Origin of the sequence: Mesorhizobium sp. LNJC391B00, assembly GCF_000502535.1 — a bacterium.
Lineage (GTDB): Bacteria > Pseudomonadota > Alphaproteobacteria > Rhizobiales > Rhizobiaceae > Mesorhizobium.
The window spans coordinates 168,122-191,279 of the sequence record NZ_AYWI01000004.1; the positions used below are offsets into that span (position 1 = coordinate 168,122).

The 23,158-nt window shown below is 63.9% G+C and carries 17 protein-coding genes and 2 pseudogenes; 7 read left to right on the plus strand and 12 right to left on the minus strand.

From position 1 onward, the window contains the following. Positions 1 to 6 precede the first annotated feature (6 nt). The gene (purH, locus tag X750_RS152990) at positions 7 to 1,623 is read left to right on the plus strand and encodes a bifunctional phosphoribosylaminoimidazolecarboxamide formyltransferase/IMP cyclohydrolase (RefSeq protein ID WP_023747333.1); all 1,617 of its coding nucleotides are present in this window, start codon (positions 7 to 9) and stop codon (positions 1,621 to 1,623) included. A gap of 44 nt (positions 1,624 to 1,667) precedes the next feature. Here the strand turns inward: purH and X750_RS152985 are convergent, their stop codons facing one another. Next, the gene (locus tag X750_RS152985; RefSeq protein WP_023668636.1) at positions 1,668 to 3,047 is read right to left on the minus strand and encodes an MFS transporter; all 1,380 of its coding nucleotides are present in this window, start codon (positions 3,045 to 3,047) and stop codon (positions 1,668 to 1,670) included. Between the two features lie 267 nt (positions 3,048 to 3,314). Beyond that, positions 3,315 to 8,105, minus strand: a complete 4,791-nt coding sequence (locus tag X750_RS152980) for an NAD-glutamate dehydrogenase (RefSeq protein ID WP_023737929.1) — start codon at positions 8,103 to 8,105, stop codon at positions 3,315 to 3,317. 131 nt (positions 8,106 to 8,236) lie between these two features. Between X750_RS152980 and X750_RS152975 the strand changes: the two genes are divergently transcribed. Then, positions 8,237 to 8,800: a peroxidase-related enzyme gene (locus X750_RS152975; RefSeq protein WP_023737930.1), complete on the plus strand. Its 564-nt coding sequence runs from the start codon at positions 8,237 to 8,239 to the stop codon at positions 8,798 to 8,800. Positions 8,801 to 8,826: 26 nt separating this feature from the next. Here X750_RS152975 and X750_RS152970 read toward each other — a convergent pair whose 3' ends face one another. Further along, a complete protein-coding gene (locus X750_RS152970; RefSeq protein ID WP_023681421.1) occupies positions 8,827 to 9,438 on the minus strand; it encodes a LysE family translocator in 612 nt (203 codons plus the stop codon). A 141-nt stretch (positions 9,439 to 9,579) separates the two neighbouring features. Between X750_RS152970 and X750_RS152965 the strand changes: the two genes are divergently transcribed. Beyond that, positions 9,580 to 10,614, plus strand: coding sequence for an L-idonate 5-dehydrogenase (locus tag X750_RS152965; protein WP_023747334.1), 1,035 nt, complete (start codon positions 9,580 to 9,582; stop codon positions 10,612 to 10,614). 340 nt (positions 10,615 to 10,954) lie between these two features. Continuing rightward, the gene (locus X750_RS152960; RefSeq protein WP_023747335.1) at positions 10,955 to 11,581 is read left to right on the plus strand and encodes a DUF1062 domain-containing protein; all 627 of its coding nucleotides are present in this window, start codon (positions 10,955 to 10,957) and stop codon (positions 11,579 to 11,581) included. Positions 11,582 to 11,640: 59 nt separating this feature from the next. Here the strand turns inward: X750_RS152960 and typA are convergent, their stop codons facing one another. After that, positions 11,641 to 13,470: a translational GTPase TypA gene (typA, locus tag X750_RS152955; protein WP_023747336.1), complete on the minus strand. Its 1,830-nt coding sequence runs from the start codon at positions 13,468 to 13,470 to the stop codon at positions 11,641 to 11,643. Positions 13,471 to 13,667: 197 nt separating this feature from the next. On the opposite strand from typA, the gene X750_RS152950 reads away from it, so the two are divergent. Next, positions 13,668 to 13,946: a hypothetical protein gene (locus tag X750_RS152950; protein ID WP_023753187.1), complete on the plus strand. Its 279-nt coding sequence runs from the start codon at positions 13,668 to 13,670 to the stop codon at positions 13,944 to 13,946. A gap of 46 nt (positions 13,947 to 13,992) precedes the next feature. Here the strand turns inward: X750_RS152950 and X750_RS01000000162850 are convergent. Next, positions 13,993 to 15,565: pseudogene (locus X750_RS01000000162850) on the minus strand (alkaline phosphatase). Between the two features lie 263 nt (positions 15,566 to 15,828). Further along, entirely contained in the window at positions 15,829 to 17,112 is a 1,284-nt protein-coding gene (locus tag X750_RS152945) for an MFS transporter (protein WP_031199478.1), read from the minus strand. Between the two features lie 73 nt (positions 17,113 to 17,185). Between X750_RS152945 and X750_RS152940 the strand changes: the two genes are divergently transcribed. Both X750_RS152940 and X750_RS152935 read left to right on the plus strand, forming a co-directional pair. Then, complete coding sequence (locus X750_RS152940) at positions 17,186 to 17,803, plus strand: TetR/AcrR family transcriptional regulator (RefSeq protein WP_023747337.1); 618 nt, start codon at positions 17,186 to 17,188, stop codon at positions 17,801 to 17,803. A 255-nt stretch (positions 17,804 to 18,058) separates the two neighbouring features. Continuing rightward, the gene (locus X750_RS152935; RefSeq protein WP_023693212.1) at positions 18,059 to 18,655 is read left to right on the plus strand and encodes a hypothetical protein; all 597 of its coding nucleotides are present in this window, start codon (positions 18,059 to 18,061) and stop codon (positions 18,653 to 18,655) included. 175 nt (positions 18,656 to 18,830) lie between these two features. Here the strand turns inward: X750_RS152935 and ppa are convergent, their stop codons facing one another. The 6 genes and pseudogenes from ppa to X750_RS152905 form a co-directional block, all read right to left on the minus strand. Continuing rightward, positions 18,831 to 19,364: an inorganic diphosphatase gene (gene ppa / locus X750_RS152930; protein ID WP_023747338.1), complete on the minus strand. Its 534-nt coding sequence runs from the start codon at positions 19,362 to 19,364 to the stop codon at positions 18,831 to 18,833. A gap of 123 nt (positions 19,365 to 19,487) precedes the next feature. Continuing rightward, positions 19,488 to 19,994: a GNAT family N-acetyltransferase gene (locus tag X750_RS152925; protein ID WP_023668622.1), complete on the minus strand. Its 507-nt coding sequence runs from the start codon at positions 19,992 to 19,994 to the stop codon at positions 19,488 to 19,490. A 244-nt stretch (positions 19,995 to 20,238) separates the two neighbouring features. Beyond that, positions 20,239 to 20,877 (minus strand): TPM domain-containing protein, encoded by a 639-nt coding sequence (locus tag X750_RS152920; RefSeq protein ID WP_023726102.1) that lies wholly within the window; start codon positions 20,875 to 20,877, stop codon positions 20,239 to 20,241. A gap of 6 nt (positions 20,878 to 20,883) precedes the next feature. Beyond that, positions 20,884 to 21,702, minus strand: a complete 819-nt coding sequence (locus tag X750_RS152915; RefSeq protein ID WP_245271835.1) for a YgcG family protein — start codon at positions 21,700 to 21,702, stop codon at positions 20,884 to 20,886. A gap of 107 nt (positions 21,703 to 21,809) precedes the next feature. Continuing rightward, positions 21,810 to 22,265: pseudogene (locus X750_RS152910) on the minus strand (TPM domain-containing protein); the annotation flags it as partial. Positions 22,266 to 22,314: 49 nt separating this feature from the next. Next, on the minus strand, positions 22,315 to 23,157 hold the full coding sequence (locus X750_RS152905) for a YgcG family protein (RefSeq protein ID WP_023747341.1): 843 nt from the start codon (positions 23,155 to 23,157) through the stop codon (positions 22,315 to 22,317). Between the last annotated feature and the right edge of the window lies 1 nt (position 23,158).

Genomic DNA, 23,158 nt, shown 5'->3' on the forward strand with positions numbered 1-23,158 from the left:
CAGCCCATGGCCGTCGCCGCCAAGAACATTCCGGCACCCGACCTCGTTCCGGTCCGCCGCGCCCTGCTTTCCGTCTTCGACAAGACCGGCCTGACCGACTTCGCCAAAGGGCTGGTCGCGGCCGGCGTCGAGCTGGTCTCGACCGGAGGTACGGCAAAGGCGATCGCCGAGGCGGGGCTGGCGGTGCGTGACGTCTCGGAACTGACAGGCTTTCCCGAGATCATGGACGGCCGCGTCAAGACGCTGCACCCGTCGGTGCATGGCGCACTGCTCGGCGTGCGCGACGATCCCGAACACGCCAAGGCGATGCACGATCACCGCATCGAGCCGATCGATCTGCTCGTCTGCAATCTCTACCCGTTCGAGGAGGTCCGCCGTTCCGGCGCCGACTATGCCGCTGTTGTCGAGAACATCGACATTGGCGGCCCGGCGATGATCCGCGCTTCGGCCAAGAATCACGCCTATGTCGCCATCGTCACCGATCCCGGCGACTACGCCTCGGTGCTGAACGCGCTGGAGATGAACATCGGCTCGCTGTCGCTGGATTTCCGCCAGAAGCTGGCGGCCAAGGCCTTTGCCCGCACCGCCAGCTACGATGCGGCGATCTCCGGCTGGTTCGCCGAAACGCTTGAGATCGAGCACCCGACCTGGCGCGCCTTCGGCGGCAGGCTGGAAAGCGTCATGCGCTATGGCGAGAACCCGCATCAGAGCGCCGGCTTCTACGTCAATGGCGACAAGCGGCCCGGGGTCGCCACGGCTCGCCAGTTGCAGGGCAAGCAGCTGTCCTACAACAACATCAACGACACCGATGCCGCCTTCGAGCTGGTCGGCGAGTTCGATCCCAACCGCTGCGCCGCCGTTGCCATCATCAAGCACGCCAACCCGTGCGGCGTCGCCGAGGACGCTTCGCTGGCTGCTGCCTATGCGAGAGCGCTGGCCTGCGACCCGGTTTCGGCCTTTGGCGGTATCGTTGCCATGAACCGCATCCTCGATACCGAAGCGGCTCAGGAGATCGTAAAAACCTTCACCGAGGTGATCATTGCGCCGGACGCGTCGGAGGACGCTGTCCGCATCATCGCCGCCAAAAAGAATTTGCGACTGCTGGTCACCGGCGGTCTGCCCGATCCGCACGCCGGCGGCATCACTGTGAAATCCGTCGCTGGCGGCATGCTCGTCCAGGGCCGCGACAACGCGGTGGTCGACGATCTCGAGCTCAAGGTGGTGACCAGGCGCGCGCCGACGGCGGCCGAGATGGCCGACCTCAAATTCGCTTCCCGCATCGCCAAGCACGTCAAGTCGAACGCCATCGTTTACGCCAAGGACGGCGCCACGGTTGGCATCGGCGCCGGCCAGATGAGCCGCGTCGATTCCTCGCGCATCGCCGCCCGCAAGGCGCTCGACGCGGCGGAAGCAGCTGGCCTCGCGGAGCCGTTGACCAAGGGCTCGGTGGTCGCCTCCGACGCTTTCTTCCCTTTCGCCGACGGGCTGATCTCAGCCATCGAAGCCGGCGCCACTGCCGTCATCCAGCCCGGTGGTTCAATGCGCGACGAAGACGTCATCGCCGCTGCCGACGCGCATGGCATCGCCATGGTGTTTACCGGCGTGAGGCATTTCAGGCATTGAGCGCCTCTGCCTTTTCCCACAAGGGGAGAAGGAAAAGTGCGGCGCTATTCCACCGGCTGATCCGCCGGGTACGGCGTCCAGATCAATATCGCGATCCCCACGCCCAGGAACAGCACGATGGCCGCCATGCCGAGCCGCGCCGAGCCGCTGGCGAGCGTGATCGACGCCACCATGAACGGCGCCAGGAAACTCGTCGCCCTTCCGGCCAGCGCATAGATGCCGAAATAGCGGCCGGATTCGGCTGCGGTCACGCTGCGCGCCATGTAGGAGCGTGACGACGCCTGCACCGGTCCGAACGCCAGCCCGATCAACAGGCCATAGAAAATGTAGGCCTTTTCCGCCGCCGTGCCGAACAGGCCGCCACTATCGGCTCCCGGCATCATCCAGGCGCCGAACAGCGTGTAGCCTGGCCCGGTCGAAACGATGCCGATGGTGGCGATGCTGAGCAGGACGAGCGAAATCATCACGATGGTCTTGGAGCCAAGCGCGGTGTCCAGCCATGCGGCAACCAGGCAGCCGACGATGGCGACGACGTTGAGAATAATGCCGAACATGCCGATCTCGGTGATCGACCAATGGAACATCGCTGCCGCAAAGGTGCCGCCCAAAGCGAGCAGCGCATTGACGCCGTCCTGATAAATCATGCGGGCGACAAGGAAGCGGAAGATGCCTTTGCGCCGGCGCACTTCAGTCAGCGTCGACTTCAGCTCCGACAGCCCCTCGCGCACCGCCGGCCCGATCGGAATGCCTTTGATGGCGTCTGGCGTGAAGAAGAACATCGGCAGGATGAACAGGAAATACCAGCCGGCCGACAGCGGCCCGGTGGCGCGCGCGTCCTCGCCGAGATTCGGGTCGAGCCCAAAGAGCGGGTCGATGCCGATGATCGTCTTGCCGGTCTCCGGCGAACCCGCCAGACAGGCGACGACAAAGATCAGCGCGATCATGCCGCCGAGATAACCAAGTCCCCAGGCAATGTTGGAGACGTGGCCGATCTCGCTCTTCGGCACCAGGCGCGGCATCATCGAATCGTTGAACACGGTCGAGAATTCCGCCGCGACCGAAGCGAGAGAAAAGAACAGCACCACCAGGAAAAGGTTCGAGCCGGGAGCGGCGAACCATAGCAGGCAAAGGCTGATGATCTTGATCGAGGCGAAGAACGCAATCCACGGCTTGCGCGGCCCGGTCTGGTCGGCAATCGAGCCGAGGATGGGCGACAAAACGGCAATGACCAGGCCCGCAACAGCGATGCCGTAGCCCCAGGCCGCCTGGCCCGAAACCGGATCGTTGGCCATGCGCGAGACGAAATAAGGGCCGAAGATGAAAGTGGTGACGACGGTGAAGAACGGCTGCGCCGCCCAGTCGAAGAACATCCACCCCCAGATGCCACGCCCGGATGCCCGCTGCACTGCATCTATCGCCGCCATGATGATTCCCCCGGACACCGCGCTTGTCGGACGCCATGTCTGCATGTTTCGAATGCTCATGCAAACCGCCAAAGATTCGCGCTGCCCCTCACCTGGATGTCGCCGCTGTCTACCTGCATAGAGACGCGAAGAAAGGCGCCGCGCCCCTACCTCCCCCTTGTGGGGAGGTCGGACCGAAGGTCCGGGTGGGGGTCGGTGCCGCNCCGCACCCCCACCCCGCTGCTTCGCAGCGACCCTCCCCACAAGGGGGAGGGTAAGTCCCGAGCCTCACATCCCCGTCAGATCGCTCATCAGCCCCGAAGCCACCGACAGCCTGGACACGGTGATATCCCCGCCTTCGGTCAGCGCCTGCAGCCGCTCGCGAATGCGCGCCACGCGCTCGCCGCCGGCTTCCAGCCAGGCCGCCACAGGATCCGCCGTCCCGGCATGGCCGGCGAGAGCCGCCACCGCGATGCCGCGCCGCGCCGCGCCGATCGTGTCGGTGGCGCGCGACAGCGCCAGCTGGTCGTAATAGTCCGACGGCGTGATAGAACGCGCCGCCTCTTCGACGCGCGGAATGCGGAAGGCATCGCTGACGGCGAAGAACGCCTTGGCCGAGGCGACGACGTCGGCATTGGCCGTGCGCGCCGTCAGTGCGATGTCGGGGATCAGTCCCGCCACATCGGCCATTGCCAGCTGCCCGGCGAGCTTTTCCGGGGCGCCGGCCTTGAAGAGGCCATACCGCCTCTCCTCGACCCGCTCGCGCGAGAAGGCCGGTAGCAGCGAGAGCAGCTTCGGCTCCAGCGCCATGCGCGCCTCTTGCAGTTCGGCAATGCGCTGGCCGAGCGCTGCGGTGCCGGCATCGTTCTTCAGATACCAGCCGCTGGTCACGAAGATAAGCCGGCTGACGGACTGGTAGAGATCGAGCTGCGCCTGGCCGTCGATGTGGCTGTCCAGCGCATCGATCTCCTGATAGAGCGCCGGCAACGCGAAGCCGTCGCGCACCACGGCGAAGGTGCGCACCACGTCGGCCGCGCTGCGCCCCGTGGCTTCCTGCAGCCGGTTGACGAATGACGGTCCGCCGCGATTGACGAGATCGTTGGCGACGACGCGGGCGATGATTTCGCGGCGCAGCCGGTGGCCATGGATCTCGGCCGCATATTTCTTCGCCATCCGGTCAGGGAAATAGCCCATCAGGTCGCGGTCGAAATGCGCGTCGTCAGGCACGTCGCTGGCGACGATGTCGGAAAACAGCACGATCTTGGCATAGGCGAGCAGCACGCCAAGCTCCGCCCGGGTCAGCGGCTCGCCACGCGCCTCGCGCTCGGCAAGGGCGGCCGGCGACGGCAGCGTCTCGACAGCGCGGTCGAGCAGGCCCCGAGCCTCCAGCGCCGCCATGAACCGGCTCTGGTGCGCGATGTCGGCAAGGCCGCGCTTGCGGGCGATGGAAAGCGCCAGCGTCTGTTCGTAATTGTTGGACAGCACGAGGCCGGCGACCTCGTCGGTCATCTCGGCCAGCAGCTTGTTGCGCGCCGGCCGGGTCAGCGATCCCTTGCGCATGGCGGACGCCAGCGCGATCTTGATGTTGACCTCGACGTCGGAGCAGTTGACGCCGCCGGAATTGTCGATGGCATCGGAGTTGCAGCGACCGCCATTCATGCCGAATTCGATGCGGGCACGCTGCGTGACGCCGAGATTGGCGCCCTCACCGATCACTTTGGCCCGCACATCGAGCGCGGTGATGCGGATGGCGTCATTGGCGCGGTCGCCGACTTCGGCATTGGTTTCGCCCGAGGCCCGTAAATACGTGCCGATGCCGCCGAACCACAGAAGGTCGACGTTCGCCTTGAGGATGGCGGTCATGATCTCGGCCGGTGTCGCGGTGGTCTTGGCGAGGCCAATCGCCGCCGCCGCTGCCGCAGGCAGCGTGATCGACTTCTGGCTGCGCGAGACGATGACGCCGCCTTCCGACAGTTTGGTCTCGTCATAGTCCTGCCAAGACGAACGCGGCAGCGCGAACATGCGCTCGCGCTCGGCCATCGACGCCACTCTGTCTGGATCGGGATCGATGAAGATGTCGCGATGGTCGAAGGCGGCGATCAGCCTGGTCTGCGGCGACAGCAGCATGCCGTTGCCGAACACGTCGCCCGACATGTCGCCGACGCCGACGACGGTGAAGGGGGTGGCCTGGATGTCGCGGTTGATCTCGCGGAAATGCCGCTTGACCGCTTCCCAGGCGCCTTTGGCGGTGATGCCCATCTTCTTGTGGTCGTAACCGGCCGAGCCGCCGCTGGCGAAGGCATCGTCGAGCCAGAAACCGTGTTTCTCCGAAATGGCATTGGCGGTGTCGGAGAAGGTTGCCGTGCCCTTGTCGGCGGCGACGACGAAATAGGGATCGTCGGGGTCGCGCCTGACAACGCCGGCCGGCGGGATGACACCGTCCAGCCCGATATTGTCGGTAATCGACAACAGGCTGGAAACGAAATTCTTGTAGGCCGAGGTGCCGGCCTCGAAGATGGCGTCGCGGCCGGCGCTCATCGGCAGCTTCTTCGGATAGAAGCCGCCCTTGGCGCCGACCGGCACTATGACGGCGTTCTTGACCTGCTGCGCCTTGACCAGGCCGAGCACCTCGGTGCGGTAATCCTGGGCGCGGTCCGACCAGCGCAGGCCGCCGCGCGCAACCGGGCCGAAGCGCAGATGCACGCCCTCGACCTCGGACCCATAGACGAAGATCTCGCGCCACGGCCGCGGCGCCGGCAGGCCATCGACCGCTTGCGAGTCCAGCTTGATCGCCAGTGACTGGCCCCGCGCCTTCGTTCCCGCAACGAAATGATTGGTGCGCAACGAGGCTTCGATCAGGTTGAGATAGCGGCGGATGATGGTGTCGTCATCAATGTTAGGGACTTCCTCCAGCGCGTCCTTGATCTTGGCCTTGAGGTGCTTGGCGGCGACGACGCCTTCCGTCTCGGCGGTCGGGCCGAGACGAGCGACGAACAGTGCATGCAGGCCGCGCGCGATGTCGGGATAGCGGTTGAGCGCGGCCGCGATGAAATCCTGGCTCTGCGGGATACCGGCTTGCTGCAGGTAGCGGCCATAGGCGCGCAGAATGCTGACTTCGCCCGACCACAGGCCGGCGGTCTGGGCAAGCCCGTTATAGCTGTCATTGTCGATGTCGCCGCGCCAGACCGACAGGAACGCGTCCTCGAACAGCGCGCCGCCATCGCTGAGGTCGATCGGCTTGCCGTAGCTGTTCTCCAACTCCATGTCGTGGACGAAGACGGTGTCGCCGCCGTCCTCGCCAACTTCGAAGGTGCGCTCGCTGATGACGCGGAAGCCGATGTTTTCCAGCACCGGCACGCGACGCGACAGCGCTACCGGGCTGCCGTGGTGGTAGATCTTCAGCGCTGCCTGATGCGGTTTCTGCTCGGCATGGCGGTAATAGTCGATGGCGATCGGGTTGGCGGTGCTGATGCCGGCGATGCGCCCCGCATCCTTCAGCGCGACGGCCGCGCTGAAGGAATCGCGATAGCTCTCAGGCAGACGCGCGGCGATCGCCTTCAGCGATGGATCGCCGCCGACGGCTTCCGCAGCTTCGGCCAGCGCGTCGTCCCAGGTTCGCACGATGTCGCGGATCGCCGCTTCGATCACCGCCTGCTCGACCTTCGGCGTCTTGCCGCCGGAGCGGCCGATGATGAAATGCACACGCGCCAGCCCGCCCTCGGGGAAAGCCGGATAGTAAGCCGACAAACGGCCTTCGAAGACGGTCTTGAGATAGGTGCCGATCTTCTCGCGCACGACGCTGTCATAGCGGTCGCGCGGCACGAAGACGAGGATCGAGACGAAGCGGTCGAACTGGTCGGCGCGCACCAGCGCCCGCACCCGCGGCCGCTCGACCAGGCCGAGAATGGCCGCGGCGTGCTTCTTCAGGATCGGCACCGGCACCTGGAACAGTTCGTCGCGCGGATAGCTCTCCAGAACGTTGATCAGTGCCTTGCCGGAATGGTCGTGCCGGTCGAAGCCGGACTTGGCGATGATGGTCTCGGCCTTTGACCTCAGATACGGGATTTTCATCACCGAGCGCGTGTAGGCGGTCGAGGTGAACAGGCCAACCATGCGCAACTCGCCGGCAAGCGTGCCCTTGGCGGTGTAGGTTTTGACGCCGATATAATCGAGATAAATGCGGCGGTGCACCAGCGACTTGGCGTTGGCCTTGGTGACGATCAGCGGCTCCGGCCCATGCAGGAAGGCGCGGATTTCGGGCGTCGTCGTCACCGCCTCGGTGCCGCGCCGGAGCACCAGCACATCCGGGTCGGCGAGGATGCCGAGACCGGGTTTGTCGGCGCGCTCCAGATTGCCGCTCTCCGCGCCGCCGGAATATTTGAACTCGCGCATGCCAAGGAAAGTGAAATTGTCGTCGCGCAGCCATTCAAGGAAGGCGATGGCCTCGGCAACGCTCTTCTTGTCGAGCGGCACGGCGGAATAGCGGAATTCGGAAATCGCCTGGTCGAGACGGGCGAGCATCGGCTTCCAGTCGCTGACGGCGGCGCGCACCTGGTTGAGCATCTTGCGCAGGCGGTCGGCCAGCGCGTCGGCCTGCTCCGCCGTCAGGCGCGGAATATGGACATGGACGACGCTCAGGCGGTCGTGATTGCCATCGTCCTTGAGGGCGCTGCCGTCGCCGAGGATCTCGTCGACGCCGGCCTTGCCGTGACGCACGACGATGACCGGATGGGTGACCAAAGTCGGTTCGCCGGCAGTTTCTGTGATCTCGCCGAGGATCGAATCGAACAGGAACGGCATGTTGTCGTTGACGACGGTGATGATCGTCATCGGGCGGCCCTCGCGGGAGACGCCCGACCCGGCATCGACGGCGACGACACTTTGGCCCTTCTTGTGGGCGGCGACCGCACGTCCTGCCAGGTCGGCGGCGCGCTCCAGGTCGGCGGCGTCATAGGCGGCAATGTCTTCGGCCGGCGCGCGGGCCAGCAGATAGTCGGCGAGCCTGGCCGGCTTCCCGTCGGGTTTCACCCCGGCGGTGGCTGTTTTCTTCGGCTTAGCTGCGGATTTCACGCTCGCCATGTTGTCCTCCCGTCACATGCTTTTACGACTATGGTAGCAGATGACCGCTGTTTGGCGACAAAGGTTTGACGGCTCGATAAGAATTACAGGAATTCGACGGTCAGGCGGCGGTGAACCAGGAGGGAGACCCCATGTCCGGCAAAATCAGCGCACTTGACCTCGGTATCGCGGAACTGAGCGAGGCGACAAAAGCCTATTTCGCCAAATGTGAGGAAAAGCTCGGCCTGGTTCCCAACGTGCTTCTTGCCTATGCCTTCGACGAGAAGAAGCTGCGCGCCTTTACCGACACCTACAATGATCTGATGCTGGGTGAATCCGGCCTGTCGAAGCTGGAGCGGGAGATGATCGCGGTCGTCGTCTCCTCGATCAACCATTGCTATTATTGCCTGACCGCGCATGGCGCGGCGGTGCGCCAGCTCTCCGGCGATCCGGCTTTCGGCGAGATGATGGTGATGAACTTCCGCGCTGCCAATCTTTCACCGAAACAGACGGCGATGCTCGAATTCGCCGTCAAGCTGACGGAAGAGCCGGCAAAGATCGTCGAGGCGGACTGGGAAACACTGCGCAACGCCGGCTTCACCAACCGCGACATCTGGGACATCGCCTCGACCGCCGCCTTCTTCAACATGTCGAACCGCGTGGCGGCGGCCATCGACATGCGGCCGAACGACGAATACCACGCCATGGCGAGGTGAAAGTTTCCTTCTCCTCGTAGGAGAGGTCAACGCGCCGCGATGGCCCCGGCAGCGCCGGCCATCGTCGTGGCGCTGATTCGGTTGGCGATCTTCATGGCGCGCCTGCTTTTGAGCAGCTTGCGCGCCTGTGAGGCCGCGACGACCCAGGCGAGATCGATGGCGATCAGAACCACCGCCATCGTCGCCGTCAGTTCGACCCAGCCGATGACACTCACCGAAGCGAGGTCGATGATCGTCGGCAGCAGCGCCAGATAGAACATCATGATCTTGGGATTGCCGAGCGTCACCGCCATGCCGGCAAAGAACAGTTTTGCCGGCGAATCCTCGCGCGGCATCTCGCCTTCTTTTGCGTCGACAGGTGCGGTCCACATCTTGAAGGCGAGGTAGGCGAGGTAAGCGACGCCGATCCATTTCACGACGACGAAGGCGAAATGGAAGGTCTGCGCCACGACCGCCAGCCCAAACACCGCCAGCGACAGCCAGATGGCCTCGCCGATCCACATGGCGAGCAGGAACGGAAACACGTCACGAAAGCCCTTCGAGATGACGCGGGCAACCAGTGCGGCGATCGATGGGCCGGGCGAGCCGGCGGCAACGAAGAGAGCGGCGGCGAAGATCAGCAGCGAGGTGAGGTGCATGGCGGAGCCTTCGAGCGTTGGATGGCAAATGATATCCGGTCGGCGTCAATTTGGCACCCCTCTGCCTGATGGGCCAACGAACGCGACACATTTCGGAGATCGGACTTGCCCGTGCCAGCGGTTTGAGAAAGGATCGCGGCCGTGAAATCAATCGTCATCCACGCCGCAAAAGACCTGCGCATCGAAGAGACCGATTCGGGCGCGCCTGGCGCCGGACAGGTCGAAATATCGGTCGAGGCCGGCGGCATCTGCGGCTCGGACCTGCACTACTACAACCATGGCGGCTTCGGCGTGGTGCGCCTGCGCGAGCCGATGATCCTCGGACATGAGGTCGCCGGCACGGTGAAGGCGCTTGGCGCCGGCGTCTCCAGCCTCGTGGTCGGCGACCGCGTCGCGATTTCGCCCAGCCGGCCCTGCAATGCGTGCCGCTACTGCCTGCAGGGCGTGCAGAACCAATGCCTCGACATGCGATTCTACGGCAGCGCCATGCCGATGCCGCACATACAGGGGGCCTTCCGCCAGCGCCTCGTCGCCGAGGCCTGGCAGTGCCACAAGATCGCCGACCATGTCTCCATCAACGAAGCCGCCTTTGCCGAGCCGTTCGCGGTAACGCTGCATGCCGTCAACCGCGCCGGCTCGCTGCTCGGCAAGCGGGTCTTGGTCACAGGCAGCGGGCCGATCGGTGCGCTCAGCATCCTTGCCGCACGTGTCCACGGCGCGCGTGAGATCGTCGTCACCGATGTCATGGACGCGGTTCTGGCCAAGGCCAACGAGATCGGCGCCGACCGCACCATCAATGTCGCCACAGATGCCGACAAGCTCGCTGGCTACAATGTCGAGAAGGGCAGTTTCGACGTCATGTTCGAATGCTCCGGCAATGAGCGCGCGGTGCGAGCCGGGCTCGATGTGCTGAAGCCGCGCGGGGTGCTCGTGCAGCTCGGCCTAGGCGGCGACATGTCGCTGCCTCAGAATCTCATCGTCGCCAAGGAGATCGAAATGCGCGGCTCCTTCCGTTTCCACGACGAGTTCGCGCTGGCCGTCGATCTGATCAACAACCGTCGCGTCGACGTCAAGCCGCTGCTGACCGGCATCTATCCGATGGACGAGGCGGTTGCGGCTTTCGAGATCGCCGGCGACCGCAACAAATCGATGAAGGTACAGATCGCCTTCGCCTGAGCAGGGCGAGACACCCTATGAACCTTGCCCGCTCGGCATCTTGCCGCTAGAAGAACCGTCCCGACATTCATTTCGAGCTTCATTTTGCCTCAGTAACCGCCGGTCTCGCCAACTCCCCTGATCACCTTTGGCAGGGCGCCGCATTGAGCGGTGCCTGCTCCATTTCACGTGTTCCTCAGGCGGCGGTTCGAGACCGGTTTGGCACTGCTGAACCGTTGTCGCGCGCTTTGCCGCCCGTGACAGCTGATTTCCGAAATAGCTAGCTCTCGCCACGCCGTGCCCGCATGGGCATATCGCCATTGCCGACCTGAAGAACTTCCACACTGGAAGGTCTTCCGGCTTGTCCCAACATCTCGCTATCCACTGGGCAATCACGCCCGAAATCGCGCCTCGACCCCTGGTCCACTGCAACCGCTGCAGCGCCGTGAAAGCCTATCGCTGCAGCGACAAATTCCGCGTCAACGCCAATGGCAAACGCATTGATGTCTGGCTGATCTATCGCTGCATCGACTGCGACAATTCGTGGAATTTCGGCATTTTCGAACGCTCCAACCGCCGCGACATCGAACCCGCGCTGCTGGCAGCGCTCGAAAGCAACGATCCGGCCCTCGCCCGCCGCCATGCCTTCGATGTCGTGGCTTTGCGAAACCGGGTCGGCCGCGTCGAGGAGTTTGCCGATGTCGCCGTTCACAAACACCGGCTCGGCGGCGAAGGCCGACCCGCAGCCGCGCTTGAAATCAGGCTTGGGCTGGAAATGCCGACATCGCTGCGGCTAGACCGTCTGCTCGCCGGCGAACTCGGCATCTCGCGATCAAGGCTTCAGGCGCTGGAGGAGAAACGATTGCTGTTTGTCGTTTCCGAAGGCGCCAGGGCTTTGCGCAAGCCGGCTCGCGATGGCACGATCGTGCGAATTGATCTCTCCGGCGAAGCCGACCGAGAAACCATCATCTCAAGGGCGAGCAGATAAACGAAATAGGGCGAAGCACATCGGTGCTTCGCCTCCTTCCGGATTTGGAAATCAGACGATTACGCCGCGCCCACAACCTTGGCCGACTTCTCGAAGCGCTTGCGCTCGTTCGGGTCGAGATAGAGCTTGCGCAGGCGGATGGTCTTCGGCGTCACCTCGACCAGCTCGTCGTCCTGGATCCAGGCCAGCGCGCGCTCCAGCGTCATGCGGATCGGCGGCGTCAGTTTCACCGCCTCGTCCTTGCCGGCGGCGCGGATGTTGGTCAGCTTCTTGCCCTTCAGCACGTTCACTTCGAGGTCGTTGTCACGGCTATGGATGCCGATGATCATGCCCTGATAGACCTTGACGCCCGGGTCGATGACCATCGGGCCGCGGTCTTCGAGGTTCCACATGGCATAGGCCACTGCCTCGCCCTGTTCGTTGGAGATCAGCACGCCGTTGGTGCGGCCCGGCAGTCCGCCCTTGTAGGGCTGGTAGGCGTGGAACAGCCGGTTCATCACGGCGGTGCCGCGCGTGTCGGTCAACAGTTCCGACTGGTAGCCGATCAGTCCGCGCGTCGGCGCGTGGAAGACGATGCGCTGACGGTTGCCGCCCGAAGGCCGCAGCTCGACCATCTCGGCCTTGCGCTCCGACATCTTCTGCACGACAATGCCGGCGTGCTCCTCGTCGACGTCGATGACGACTTCCTCGACCGGCTCCAGCAATTCACCGTTCTCGCCCTTCTGCATGACGACGCGCGGACGCGACACGGCGATTTCAAAGCCTTCGCGGCGCATCGTCTCGATCAGCACGGCCAGCTGCAATTCGCCGCGGCCGGAAACGAAGAACGAATCCTTGTCGGGCGATTCCTCGATCTTGAGCGCGACATTGCCTTCGGCTTCGCGCAGCAGGCGGTCGCGGATGACGCGGCTGGTCACCTTGTCGCCTTCAGTGCCGGCGAGCGGCGAATCGTTGACCAGGAAAGACATGGTCACGGTTGGCGGATCGATCGGTTGCGCATGCAACGCCTCGGTCACCGCCAGGTCGCAGAACGTGTCGGCGACGGTGCCTTTGGACAGGCCGGCAATGGCGACGATGTCACCCGCCTGCGCCTCTTCGATCGGCTGGCGCTCAAGGCCACGGAACGCGAGGATCTTGGAGATGCGCCCGGTTTCTATCTGCGTGCCGTCATGGTGGAGCACCTTGACCGCCTGGTTGGACTTCAGCGTGCCGCTCTCGATTCGGCCTGTAATGATGCGGCCGAGGAAGGGATTGGCTTCCAGGATGGTGCCGATCATGCGGAACGGGCCGGGATGAACGGTCGGCTCCGGCACATGCTTGATGACGAGGTCGAACAGCGGCGCCAGGCCCTGGTCCTTCGGGCCTTCCGGATTTTCCGAGACCCAGCCATCGCGGCCCGAACCGTAGAGGATCGGGAAGTCGAGCTGCTCGTCGGTGGCGTCAAGCGCTGCAAACAGGTCGAACACCTCGTTGACCACTTCGACGTGGCGGGCGTCCGGACGGTCGATCTTGTTGATGACGACGATCGGCTTCAGGCCGACCTTGAGCGCCTTGCCGACGACGAACTTGGTCTGCGGCATCGGGCCTTCGGCCGCGTCGACCAGCACGATCGCCGAATCCACCATCGACAGGATGCGCTCGACCTCACCTCCGAAATCGGCGTGGCCGGGTGTGTCTACGATGTTGATGCGGGTGTCCTTCCAGTCGACCGAGGTCGCCTTGGCCAGGATGGTGATGCCGCGTTCCTTTTCGAGGTCGTTGGAATCCATGGCGCGCTCGGCGACGCGCTGATTGTCGCGGAAGGAACCGGATTGCCGCAGCAATTGGTCGACGAGGGTGGTTTTTCCATGGTCGACGTGCGCGATGATCGCGATATTACGAATTTTCATTTTGTGGTCTCGGGAGCGTTGCAGGCAGCAGGCCAAAAGGCGCCGCCTCTTTCGGTTGCGCGGCTCATACAGGGTTTTTCGCAATTGCGAAAGAGGAGGCGCACCACCAAATACTCATCAAATCTTAAGCATCTCGGTGTGAGATGGTTTTGTTAACCAAGGCGGGAACCTTTCTGGGCCAGGGTAGTTCGAAATTCATGACCGACAAACTCAACCGATTTTGGCCCCTCATCGCTTCGGTCGCATTCGCTGCCGTGCTGGCGGCCAATGCCGCTCAATCGGCCGCCACGGTGAAGGAAGCCAATCCGGCTTCGTCGTCCGACCGGACGGCCGAGCAGATGTTTGCCGACGCCCCTGATGGCGTCGACCCCGTGGTCACCGGCCCGGTCAGCGCCTCTTTCAAGCAGAGGCAGCAGGTTGCCGGCTGCGACAGCGCGGTGTGGCCGAAGATTCCGACGGTTTGCTACCCGGACTGACGGTTGCCCATTCCAGGATACCGATCCTTCGCGCCGTCCTACAGGCTTACGCCGACCGCACCGGATCGAGCGTCACCTTGTAAAGCTCGATGTCGTCGCGATCCATCAGCCGCACGGTCAGCTGCTCTGTCGCCCCTGAAATGCCCACCAGGCCAAAGAACTGCAGGCCGGCCGAGGGTGGCAGGTTCTGGCCCTGTTCGGTGGTCGGCGCCTTGATGAATTTCAGCTCCGGGCCGAAGGTCATGTCGAAATCATTGGGACCGAAGGTACCGGCGTGGATCGGGCCCGAGACGAATTCCCAGAAAGGATTGAAATCCTGGAACCGCGCCTTGTCGGGGTTGTAATAGTGCGCCGCCGTGTAGTGGACATCGGCGGTCAACCAGACCGTGTTGGTGATGCCGGCAGTCTTGATGTAGCGCAACAGGTCGGCGATCTCGAGCTCGCGGCCTTTGGTCAGGCCATTGTCGCCATTGCTGATGGCTTCCGCGCCGACCTTCTTGGCGCCGTCGTCCCAGACGACGAGGCCGAGCGGCATGTCGGCGGCAATGATCTTCCAGGTCGCCCTGGAATTCGTCAGCTCGCGCTTCAGCCATTTCGTCTGCTGTTCGCCCAGCATGCGTGACTGCGGCGTCATGTCCTCCTGCATGTCGGGGCCGTTCGGGCCGCGATAGGAGCGCATGTCGAGGAAGAACACGTCGAGCAGCGGCCCATGCGCGATCTTGCGTAGACGCGGCCGGGCTCGGACGGCTCGTAGCGGATCGTCGTCATCTCATGGAAGGCGCGCGCCGCACGCGCCGCGAGCACATGGACGGATTTTTCGGTGTAGCGGCTGTCGGCGCCGAGATTCTTCGAATCCGACCAGTTGTTCAGCACCTCGTGATCGTCCCACTGGTAGAAGGTCGGGCAGATGGCGCTCAAGGCCAGAACGTTTTTGTCCATCATGTTGTATTTCCACTGGTCGCGGTACTCATCCAGCGTCTCGGCCACCTTGCGCTTGCCGTCGATCAGGACGACGTTTTTCCACTTGCCGCCGCCAGGCAGGTCTACCTCGTCCTTCATGGCGCCATCGGCATAGATGGTGTCGCCGGAATGCAGGAAGAAATCCGGCGTGTGCCTGGCGATGGTGGCGTAGGTTTTCATGCCGGTCTCATCGATTCCCCAGCCCTGGCCGGCCGTGTCGCCCGACCAGGCGAATTTTATGTCGCGCTTCGAGGCGGGTGCTGTGCGGAAACGGCCGACGATCGGTTCGGAAACGGCGTTGATATCCGACAGGTCGGCGGCAGTCATCGGTAGAAGATATCCTGGTCGGAGGCGAGGTCGGTGAGCAGGCGCTTGACCGTGAAGTCGCTGGCCGGCGAGGTATCGAGCGGCGCCAGCCGCGTCGCATTGGCGAAGTTTTCCGTCGACGACACTTCGAACATGACGCGCGAAGGCCGGTCGGTGCGCGTCCACACCATGCCGCTCGAGGCATCGACATCGCCGGACTGGACGCCATGGGTGAAGGCCGGGCGCTGGCTGGCGCGCGAATAATAGGGCAAAGCGAGCCCCGATGCGCCGAGCAGACCGGCGGCGCTGGCAGAGGTGACGAAAGCGCGGCGGGTCAACGAGATCTTGTTCATGGCTGTCTCCTGATGGCTTCGAACGGTGCCAGCAAGCTCCAGCTTCAATGTTTCAGCCACATCTCGGGAAGATGAAACTTTGATAACAATCGACAGGTGATCTCCGCCCTTGAGGGGGGAGATGTCGCCGAAGGCGACAGAAGGGGGTCGCCTCGCTTGGAGCGCCGACCTCCTATGCGCAAGAGGCTGAGTCCGGTCGCACGGACCCCCTCTGGCCGCTTCGCGGCCATCTCCCCCCTGAGGGGGGAGATTAGTACCGCGCCTTACGCCGCTTGCGGCTCCGGATCGAAAGCCGGCCTGCTCGTATTGATCAGCAGCGACAGACACGCAGCCACGATCGCCGTCAAGCCGGCGATCAGGAAGGCCAGTTCGTAATTGCCCTGCAATTCGCGCATGGTGCCGCCGAAGGCAGCGGCGGTGGCGGCCCCCACCTGGTGGCCGGCGACGATCCAGCCGAACACGATCGGGCCGCTGCGGTCGCCGAAGGCCTCGTTGGCGAGCCTGAGCGTCGGCGGCACGGTGGCGATCCAGTCCAGACCGTAGAGCACGGCGAAGATGATCAGGCTGGTCGCCGAGAAGCCGGAATAGGGCAGATAGATCAGCGCCAGGCCGCGAATGCCGTAGTAGACGCCGAGCAGCTTGCGCGGGTCGAAACGGTCGGTGAGCCAACCCGACAAAGTCGTGCCGATCAGGTCGAAAATGCCCATCAGCGACAACAGGCCCGCGGCCTGCACCTCGGGGATGCCCATGTCGCCGCAGAAGGAGATCAGATGCGTGCCGACCAGCCCGTTGGTGGTGAAACCGCAGATGAAGAACGTGGCGAACAGATACCAGAAGACGCGGGTGCCGGCAGCGCGGCGCAGCGTGTTGAGCGTATGCGCCAGGAAATTGCCTTGCGATGCCGGCGACACCGGCGGCACGTCATCCGCCCCGGCGCCATAGCGCACCATGCCGATCGAAGCGGGACGCTCCGGAACCAACAGCCAGACCAGCGGCAGAAGACAGGCAGTGGCGATCGAGACGGCGGTAGCGACGGGCTGCCAGCCGCCCGACTGGGCGAGCGATGCCAGCAGCGGCAGGAACACCAAGAGGCCGGTGGCGCTGGAGGCCGACATCAGCCCCATCACCAAGCCGCGATTGGTCTTGAACCAGCGGTTGACGATGGTGGCGCCGAGCACGGTGGCGACCGCGCCGGAGCCGATACCTGAAAACACGCCCCAGGTGAGGAACAGATGCCATGGCTCGGTCATCAGCAGGCTGAGCGCGGTCGAGCCCGACATGATCACAAGCGAGGCAAGCAGCGTGCGGCGCAAGCCGATACGCTCCATCAATGCGGCGGCAAACGGCCCGGTCAGGCCGTAAAGGAAGATGCCGATCGCGGCGGCAATCGAAACCGTATCGCGCCCCCAGCCGAAGCTTTTATCCAACGGCAGCATCATCACCGAGGGTGCGGAACGAAGCCCGGCCGCGATCAACAAGCAGAGGAAGATGACGCCAACCACGACGAAAGCGTAGCGCTGGCCAAAGGGACGGGATTGAGCTATCATGTTACTGACCGGTACGTTGCAGGGTGAGGACATGTATACGTACCGATCGGTAACACGTCAATCGAGTCATACCATGCCAACGGACAAAAATATTGAACTGACCATCAAAGACGGTCATGCAGCCGCACCGCCCAAGGCTGCCAAGAAAATCCTCGACGTGGCCTACGACCTGTTCTACCGCCGCGGCATCCGGGCGATCGGCGTCGACGAGATCGTCAAGCGCGCCGGCGTCACCAAGCCCAGCCTCTACCGCAGCTTTCCCTCCAAGGACGAGCTCGCCGCTTCCTATCTCAGGCAATATGACCGTGAGTATTGGGAGCGTTTCGACGAAGCCGTGGCTGCCCATCCCGGCGACCCGCGGGCACAGCTCAGGGCTTTCCTGACTCGCGTCGGCAAGCGCACGCAAAGGCCGGACTATCGCGGCTGCGGCATGACCAACGCGGCGGTGGAATATCCCGAACATGGCCATCCGGCGCGTGTCGTCAGCGAGGCCAACAAGCAGGAGCTGCGCCACCGCCTGCGCGCCATGGCCGCAGCGATGGACGCTAAAGACCCTGACACGCTCGGCGACGGCCTGCTGCTGTTGATCGAAGGCGCCTATATCAGCGGCCAGCTCTTCGGCCTCGGAGGCCCGGCGGCAGCGGTCGCCCGCAACGCCGACCTGCTGATCGAGGCGAGCTTGAAGAAATAACATTTCGAACGTTGGCGCCGCCCCTCACCTGCCGGCATCCTTTCCCGGAAATGGGGCGAGGAACGCTCTCATCACGATTTCGCCAATTGCCAGCGTTGCAAGGTTGTCGCCAGCGGCGCAGCCGGCCACTTTCTCCCGTTCAGGGGGAGAATTGCCCGGCAGGGCGATTTGGGCGGCGCCAACGTTGAGATTGGCACGCTAGGCCGGCCGCAGATTTGGCGATAGGCTGGGGCGAACTTCACGGGAGACGTCCGCATGCGAACCCTGCTGCTTGTTCCATTCGCCCTCGCCGCCCTATCCCAAACCGCCCATGCCGACGGAATATCCAGCGTCTACACCGACCTCGACTCGCAAAAGGATTGCGTCACCTATGCGCAGGCCGAGGAAGGTGACGGCGACTGGGCCGAACTCGCCTGCTCCGGCTATCGCGGCTATCCCGTGCTGATCGCCTACGACGATGCGCGTGAATCGCTATTCTACGGGTTTCCGCCCGGCGGCGAGATGACCTCGGTCTGGGAGAGCTTTTCCGGCTTCAACTCGTCCGGCGCCAAGGTCGAATGGCGCATCGAGACCAAGGGCGACGTTGCCGTTCCCTTCGCGGTGATCCACCGCCGCTCGATCAGCAATCCCGAGGATGAGAACAAGCCGACCGAAGTGCTGCTCGTCGCCAAGGTCGCCCAGATGGAAGCCCGCGACGGCTGCACCATCGGCCTCGTGCTCGCCACCGGCAACCCTCAGGCCAACGACCAGGCGCGCAAGCTGGCGGACGAAAAGGCGAAGAGTTTCGCCTGTGGCAAGGACAAGCACACCGTCATCGGCAACGTGCCGGCGTTTGGTCGGGTGGATAACTAGCCACGTGGGTGCAAGGCACCCCCCTCTGCCCTGCCGGGCAGAGGGGGGTGCCTCGCGGTGGCGTTTGCCGCTTACTTGAACGAGACGCAGGCCTCTCTCGGCGCTACTTTGCCGCCNGGGTGCCTCGCGGTGGCGTTTGCCGCTTACTTGAACGAGACGCAGGCCTCTCTCGGCGCTACTTTGCCGCCATCGCCCGTGCGATCGCGTCGACGATCATCTTCTTGGCGTATTTGGAATCGTGCCAGCCTTCGATCTTGACCCATTTGCCGGGCTCGAGATCCTTGTAGTGCTCGAAAAAGTGCTGGACCTGGTCGCGGGTGATCTCGGGCAGCTGCGTGTATTCGGTGACGTTTTCGTAGCGCAGCGTCAGCTTCGGCGACGGCACGGCAATGACCTTCTCGTCCTGGCCGGCATTGTCTTCCATCACCAGCACGCCGATCGGTCGCACATTGATGACGCAGCCCGGCACCAGCGCGCGCGTGTTGCAGACCAGCACGTCGATCGGGTCGCCGTCGCCCGACAGCGTGTGCGGCACGAAACCGTAATTGCCGGGGTAGCGCATCGACGTATGTAGGAAACGGTCGACGAACAGCGTGCCGGCCTCCTTGTCCATCTCGTACTTGATCGGCTCGCCGCCGATCGGCACCTCGATGATGACGTTGATGTCCTCGGGCGGGTTCTTTCCGATGGCTATGGCTTCGATTCGCATGGCTTAAATCCCTCTCTCGATGTCCAAGATCGATAGCGGGCGGCGCGGCATGGTGCAATGCGGCGATTGGTGCGAAGCGCAAACGGAAGCGCACGGTTTATGATGATTTGTAACCGAGGCCGGTCATTCCCAGACGAAGGCGACCTTCTTGAGCGCCCTCTGCTCGAAAATCTCGACGCCTTCGGCGACGTCACGGCCACCCGCGCCGGCATAGAAGGAAAGTGCGTTCTGGTTGTCTTCCAGCGCCCACACCACCATTCCCTTCAGCCCGTGGTCGGCAAGCCGCGCCCGCGCCGCCTTGAACAGCCGGCTGCCGAGCCCGATGCCTTGATATTCCGGACGCAGGTAAAGTTCGTAGATTTCGCCCTGTTGCTTCAGCTCGCGGGCGCGGTTCTTGCCGATCGTGGCATAGCCGGCGATGGTGCCGCCGATCTCGACCACCAGAACGGTGGCGGCGCGGCGGATGGCGTTGGCCCACCAGTCGGCGCCGCGGCGGTTGATCATGGAGGTCAGCGAGCGATGCGGGATGATGCCGGAATAGGCGCCCTCCCAAGCCTGCTGGTGCACGTCCGCAATGGCGCCAGCGTCGCGCGGTTCGGCTTTCCTGATGTCGATGCTCAGCGTATTCATGATTTGTTAACCATAAACCCGGATCGGCCATTTGCAAGAGTCGAGGTCAGCCCGCCGACCGCTTTCTCACAGCCGATCGCGACACTGCTGACAATGGGCAAAGCCTGCCTGATAACGCGCTCAGCCGAGGCGAATGGCGTGGGTTTTCGAGAACCGGAGCGGAGCGTACTTTTTGTACGTGAGCACCGGAAGCGCAGAAAACCCGCGTCAGGCGTCCGGCTGAGTAGCTTTGCAGGCAGGCTTTTCAGATCTCGACGAGATGATCGTCCAGTTCATTGGCGTCGCCCGACGTCACCGGGAAATGCTCGGCCAGCACCGCGCCGACCTGCCCGATCGCCTTGACGAAGCCGTCGGCGAGTTGGTCGTCGCCGGCATGCTGCAGGAGATCGCGCACCACGCCGTCCCAGACATGCTGGCCGACCTTGCTGTCGATGCCCGAATCGGCGACCACTTCGGCATAACGCTCGGCGATCGACACGAAGACCAACACGCCGGTGCGCGCCGTGGTGCGGTGGACATTGCGGGCGAGGAACTGCCTGAGCGCATTGTCATGTGCCGCCTGGTAACGCTGCCGGCGCGGCACCAGATGGATGCGCAAGCCGGGCAGCGCCCACAAAAGCACCAACACCGAGGCCAGTGCCAGCAGTTGGACAATGACGAAATGCGGCAGCCGGATCGACAGCCACCAGGCTTCCAGCCCATAGGCGACGGCGAGGCTGGCAATCAGCATGCCTGATGTCGCCATGAAGGCGGCGGGAAAGAAATAGCCGTCGCTGGCATGCGCAACGACGCAGTAGATCTCGCCGTCGGTTTTGGCCTCGGCCGCGCGGATCGCGGTGGCGATGCGCTCATGGTCCTGTGGGCTGATCGGTCGTGTTGCCATCTTCTCTCACCAGCTCCCTGAAGACCCGCCACCGCCGGACGAACCGCCGCCGCCTGAAAACCCGCCGCCGCTGCTTGAGCCCGAAGACCAGCTGCTGCCCGAACTTCCCGATGACCATCCGCTGCCCGACGACGAACTTGTTGTCCAGCTGCTGGAGCCCGAGGACGATCCGCTCGGCCCCTGGCCGTAGCGAAAGGTCATGCCCAGCCATTTATACACGCCCGGCGACAGCTTGGTGCCGAAGATCGGCGGCAGGAAGGCCATCGCCAGGCCGCCGAAGAACATCGCCGCCCACAGGATCAGGAAGACCGCGACGACGGGATCGATGGGCGTGCTGCGGTCGGCCGGGTTGCGCTTGCCGCGCGCCTCCAGTTCTTCCGGGTTGCCTTCCAGCACCATGACCATGTCGTCGACGGCCTTGGAAATGCCGCCGGAGAAATCACCGGCGCGGAACGCCGGCACCATGTCGTTTTCGATGATCAGTTTGGTGTGCAGGTCGGTCAGCGTGCCTTCCAGCCCGTAGCCGACCTCGATGCGCATCTTGTGGTCGTTCTTGGCCACCAGCAGAAGCACGCCGTTGTTTTCGCCGGCCTGGCCGAGTTTCCAAAAGCGGAACAGCCGGTTGGCGTAGGGTTCGATCTCCTCGCCGTCGAGGCTGTTGATCGTGGCGACGACGATCTGGTCGGAGCCTTTGGTCTCGAAATCCGCGAGCTTCTGCGTCAGTGCCACCTTGGTCGCGGCGTCGATAATACCGGCATTGTCGACCACCCGCCCGGTGAGTGCCGGCAGGTCTGCCGCCAAGGCTACGAACAGCATTGCGAGCATCGTCAACAGGGCGATGCCGATCGTCGCGGCTGCGCGGCCAGGTCTTCGCGGATAGAAGACGCGTACTGTCATGCCGTCACCAGCTCCCCTCAACCACCATGACCGTCCTCGATCACCATGATCATGTCGTCGACCGCTTTGGAAATACCGCCGGAGAAATCCCCGGCGCGGAAGGCCGGCACCATGCCTTCAATGATCCGTGTGGCGTGCTGGTTGGTGAGCGTGGCTTCCAGCCCGTAGCCGACCTCGATGCGCATCTTGCGGTCGTTCACGGCCACCAGCAGAAGCACGCCATTGTTCTTGGTCTTCTGGCCGAGCTTCCAGGCATTGAACAGCCGGGTGGCGTAAGGCTCGATCTCCTCGCCGTCGAGGCTGGGAACCGTCGCGACGACGATCTGGTCGGAGCCTTTGGTCTCGAAATCGGCCAGCTTCTGCGTCAGCGCCGCCTCGGTCGCAGCGTCGATGATGCCTGCATTGTCGACGACACGACCGGTGAGGGCGGGCAGTTCCGCCGCCAGCGCCGCGAAGCTGACGAGCAAGACCAGCAAGGCAGCGCCGGTCATCGTGGCGAAGCGGCCATGCCAGGGATTGGCGATGCGTGTTGTCATCTCGTCACCAGCTTCCCGAGGAGCCGCCGCCGCCGGACGAACCGCCGCCGCCGGAAAAGCCGCCACCACCGCTTGAACCCGACGACCAGCCGCCCCCGCCCGAAGACCCGCCGCCGCTGGACGACCGCCGGCCCGGCTCGAATGTCATGCCCAGCCAGCGATAGCGGCCGGGACCGAGCTTTTTGCCAAAGATCGGCGGCAGGATGGAGGCGGCCATGCTGCCGAAGAAGATGATCGCCCAGATGCTGATGAAGACGCCGAAGAACAGATTGTCGGTATTGATGGGCGGCTTCTGGTTGCGCTCGCCGCGCGCCTCCAATTCCTCCGGATTGCCTTCCAGCACCATCACCATGTCGTCGACGGCCTTGGAAATGCCCCCGGAGAAATCGCCGGCGCGGAACGCCGGCACCATGTCGTTTTCGATGATCAGCTTGGTGTGCAAATCGGTCAGCGTGCCTTCCAGCCCATAGCCGACCTCGATGCGCATCTTGCGGTCGTTCGGCGCCACCAGCAGCAGCACGCCGTTGTTTTCCTTGGCCTGGCCGAGCTTCCAGAAGCGGAACAGCCGGTTGGCGTAAGGCTCAATCTCCTCGCCGTCGAGGCTGGGGATGGTTGCGACGACGATCTGGTCGGAGCCTCTGGTCTCGAAGTCGGCGAGTTTCTGGGTGAGCGCGGCTTTGGTGCCTGCATCGATGATCCCGGCATTGTCGACGACGCGGCCGGTCAGCGCGGGGAGGTCGGCGGCGAAGGCGGTGAGGGGCAGGAAGACGGCCAGAAAGGCGAGAAGAACACCAAGGTTGGCGTTCCTTCGCGTCCCCCTCTGTCCTGCCGGGCATCTCCCCCGCAAG

Coding starts and splice junctions, on each gene's coding strand:
- purH (WP_023747333.1), top strand. CDS start 7: ATGGCCGTCGCCGCCAAGAACATTCCGGCACCCGACCTCGTTCCGGTC.
- X750_RS152985 (WP_023668636.1), bottom strand. CDS start 3,047: ATGGCGGCGATAGATGCAGTGCAGCGGGCATCCGGGCGTGGCATCTGG.
- X750_RS152980 (WP_023737929.1), bottom strand. CDS start 8,105: ATGGCGAGCGTGAAATCCGCAGCTAAGCCGAAGAAAACAGCCACCGCC.
- X750_RS152975 (WP_023737930.1), top strand. CDS start 8,237: ATGTCCGGCAAAATCAGCGCACTTGACCTCGGTATCGCGGAACTGAGC.
- X750_RS152970 (WP_023681421.1), bottom strand. CDS start 9,438: ATGCACCTCACCTCGCTGCTGATCTTCGCCGCCGCTCTCTTCGTTGCC.
- typA (WP_023747336.1), bottom strand. CDS start 13,470: ATGAAAATTCGTAATATCGCGATCATCGCGCACGTCGACCATGGAAAA.
- X750_RS152950 (WP_023753187.1), top strand. CDS start 13,668: ATGACCGACAAACTCAACCGATTTTGGCCCCTCATCGCTTCGGTCGCA.
- X750_RS152945 (WP_031199478.1), bottom strand. CDS start 17,112: ATGATAGCTCAATCCCGTCCCTTTGGCCAGCGCTACGCTTTCGTCGTG.
- X750_RS152940 (WP_023747337.1), top strand. CDS start 17,186: ATGCCAACGGACAAAAATATTGAACTGACCATCAAAGACGGTCATGCA.
- X750_RS152935 (WP_023693212.1), top strand. CDS start 18,059: ATGCGAACCCTGCTGCTTGTTCCATTCGCCCTCGCCGCCCTATCCCAA.
- ppa (WP_023747338.1), bottom strand. CDS start 19,364: ATGCGAATCGAAGCCATAGCCATCGGAAAGAACCCGCCCGAGGACATC.
- X750_RS152925 (WP_023668622.1), bottom strand. CDS start 19,994: ATGAATACGCTGAGCATCGACATCAGGAAAGCCGAACCGCGCGACGCT.
- X750_RS152920 (WP_023726102.1), bottom strand. CDS start 20,877: ATGGCAACACGACCGATCAGCCCACAGGACCATGAGCGCATCGCCACC.
- X750_RS152915 (WP_245271835.1), bottom strand. CDS start 21,702: ATGCTCGCAATGCTGTTCGTAGCCTTGGCGGCAGACCTGCCGGCACTC.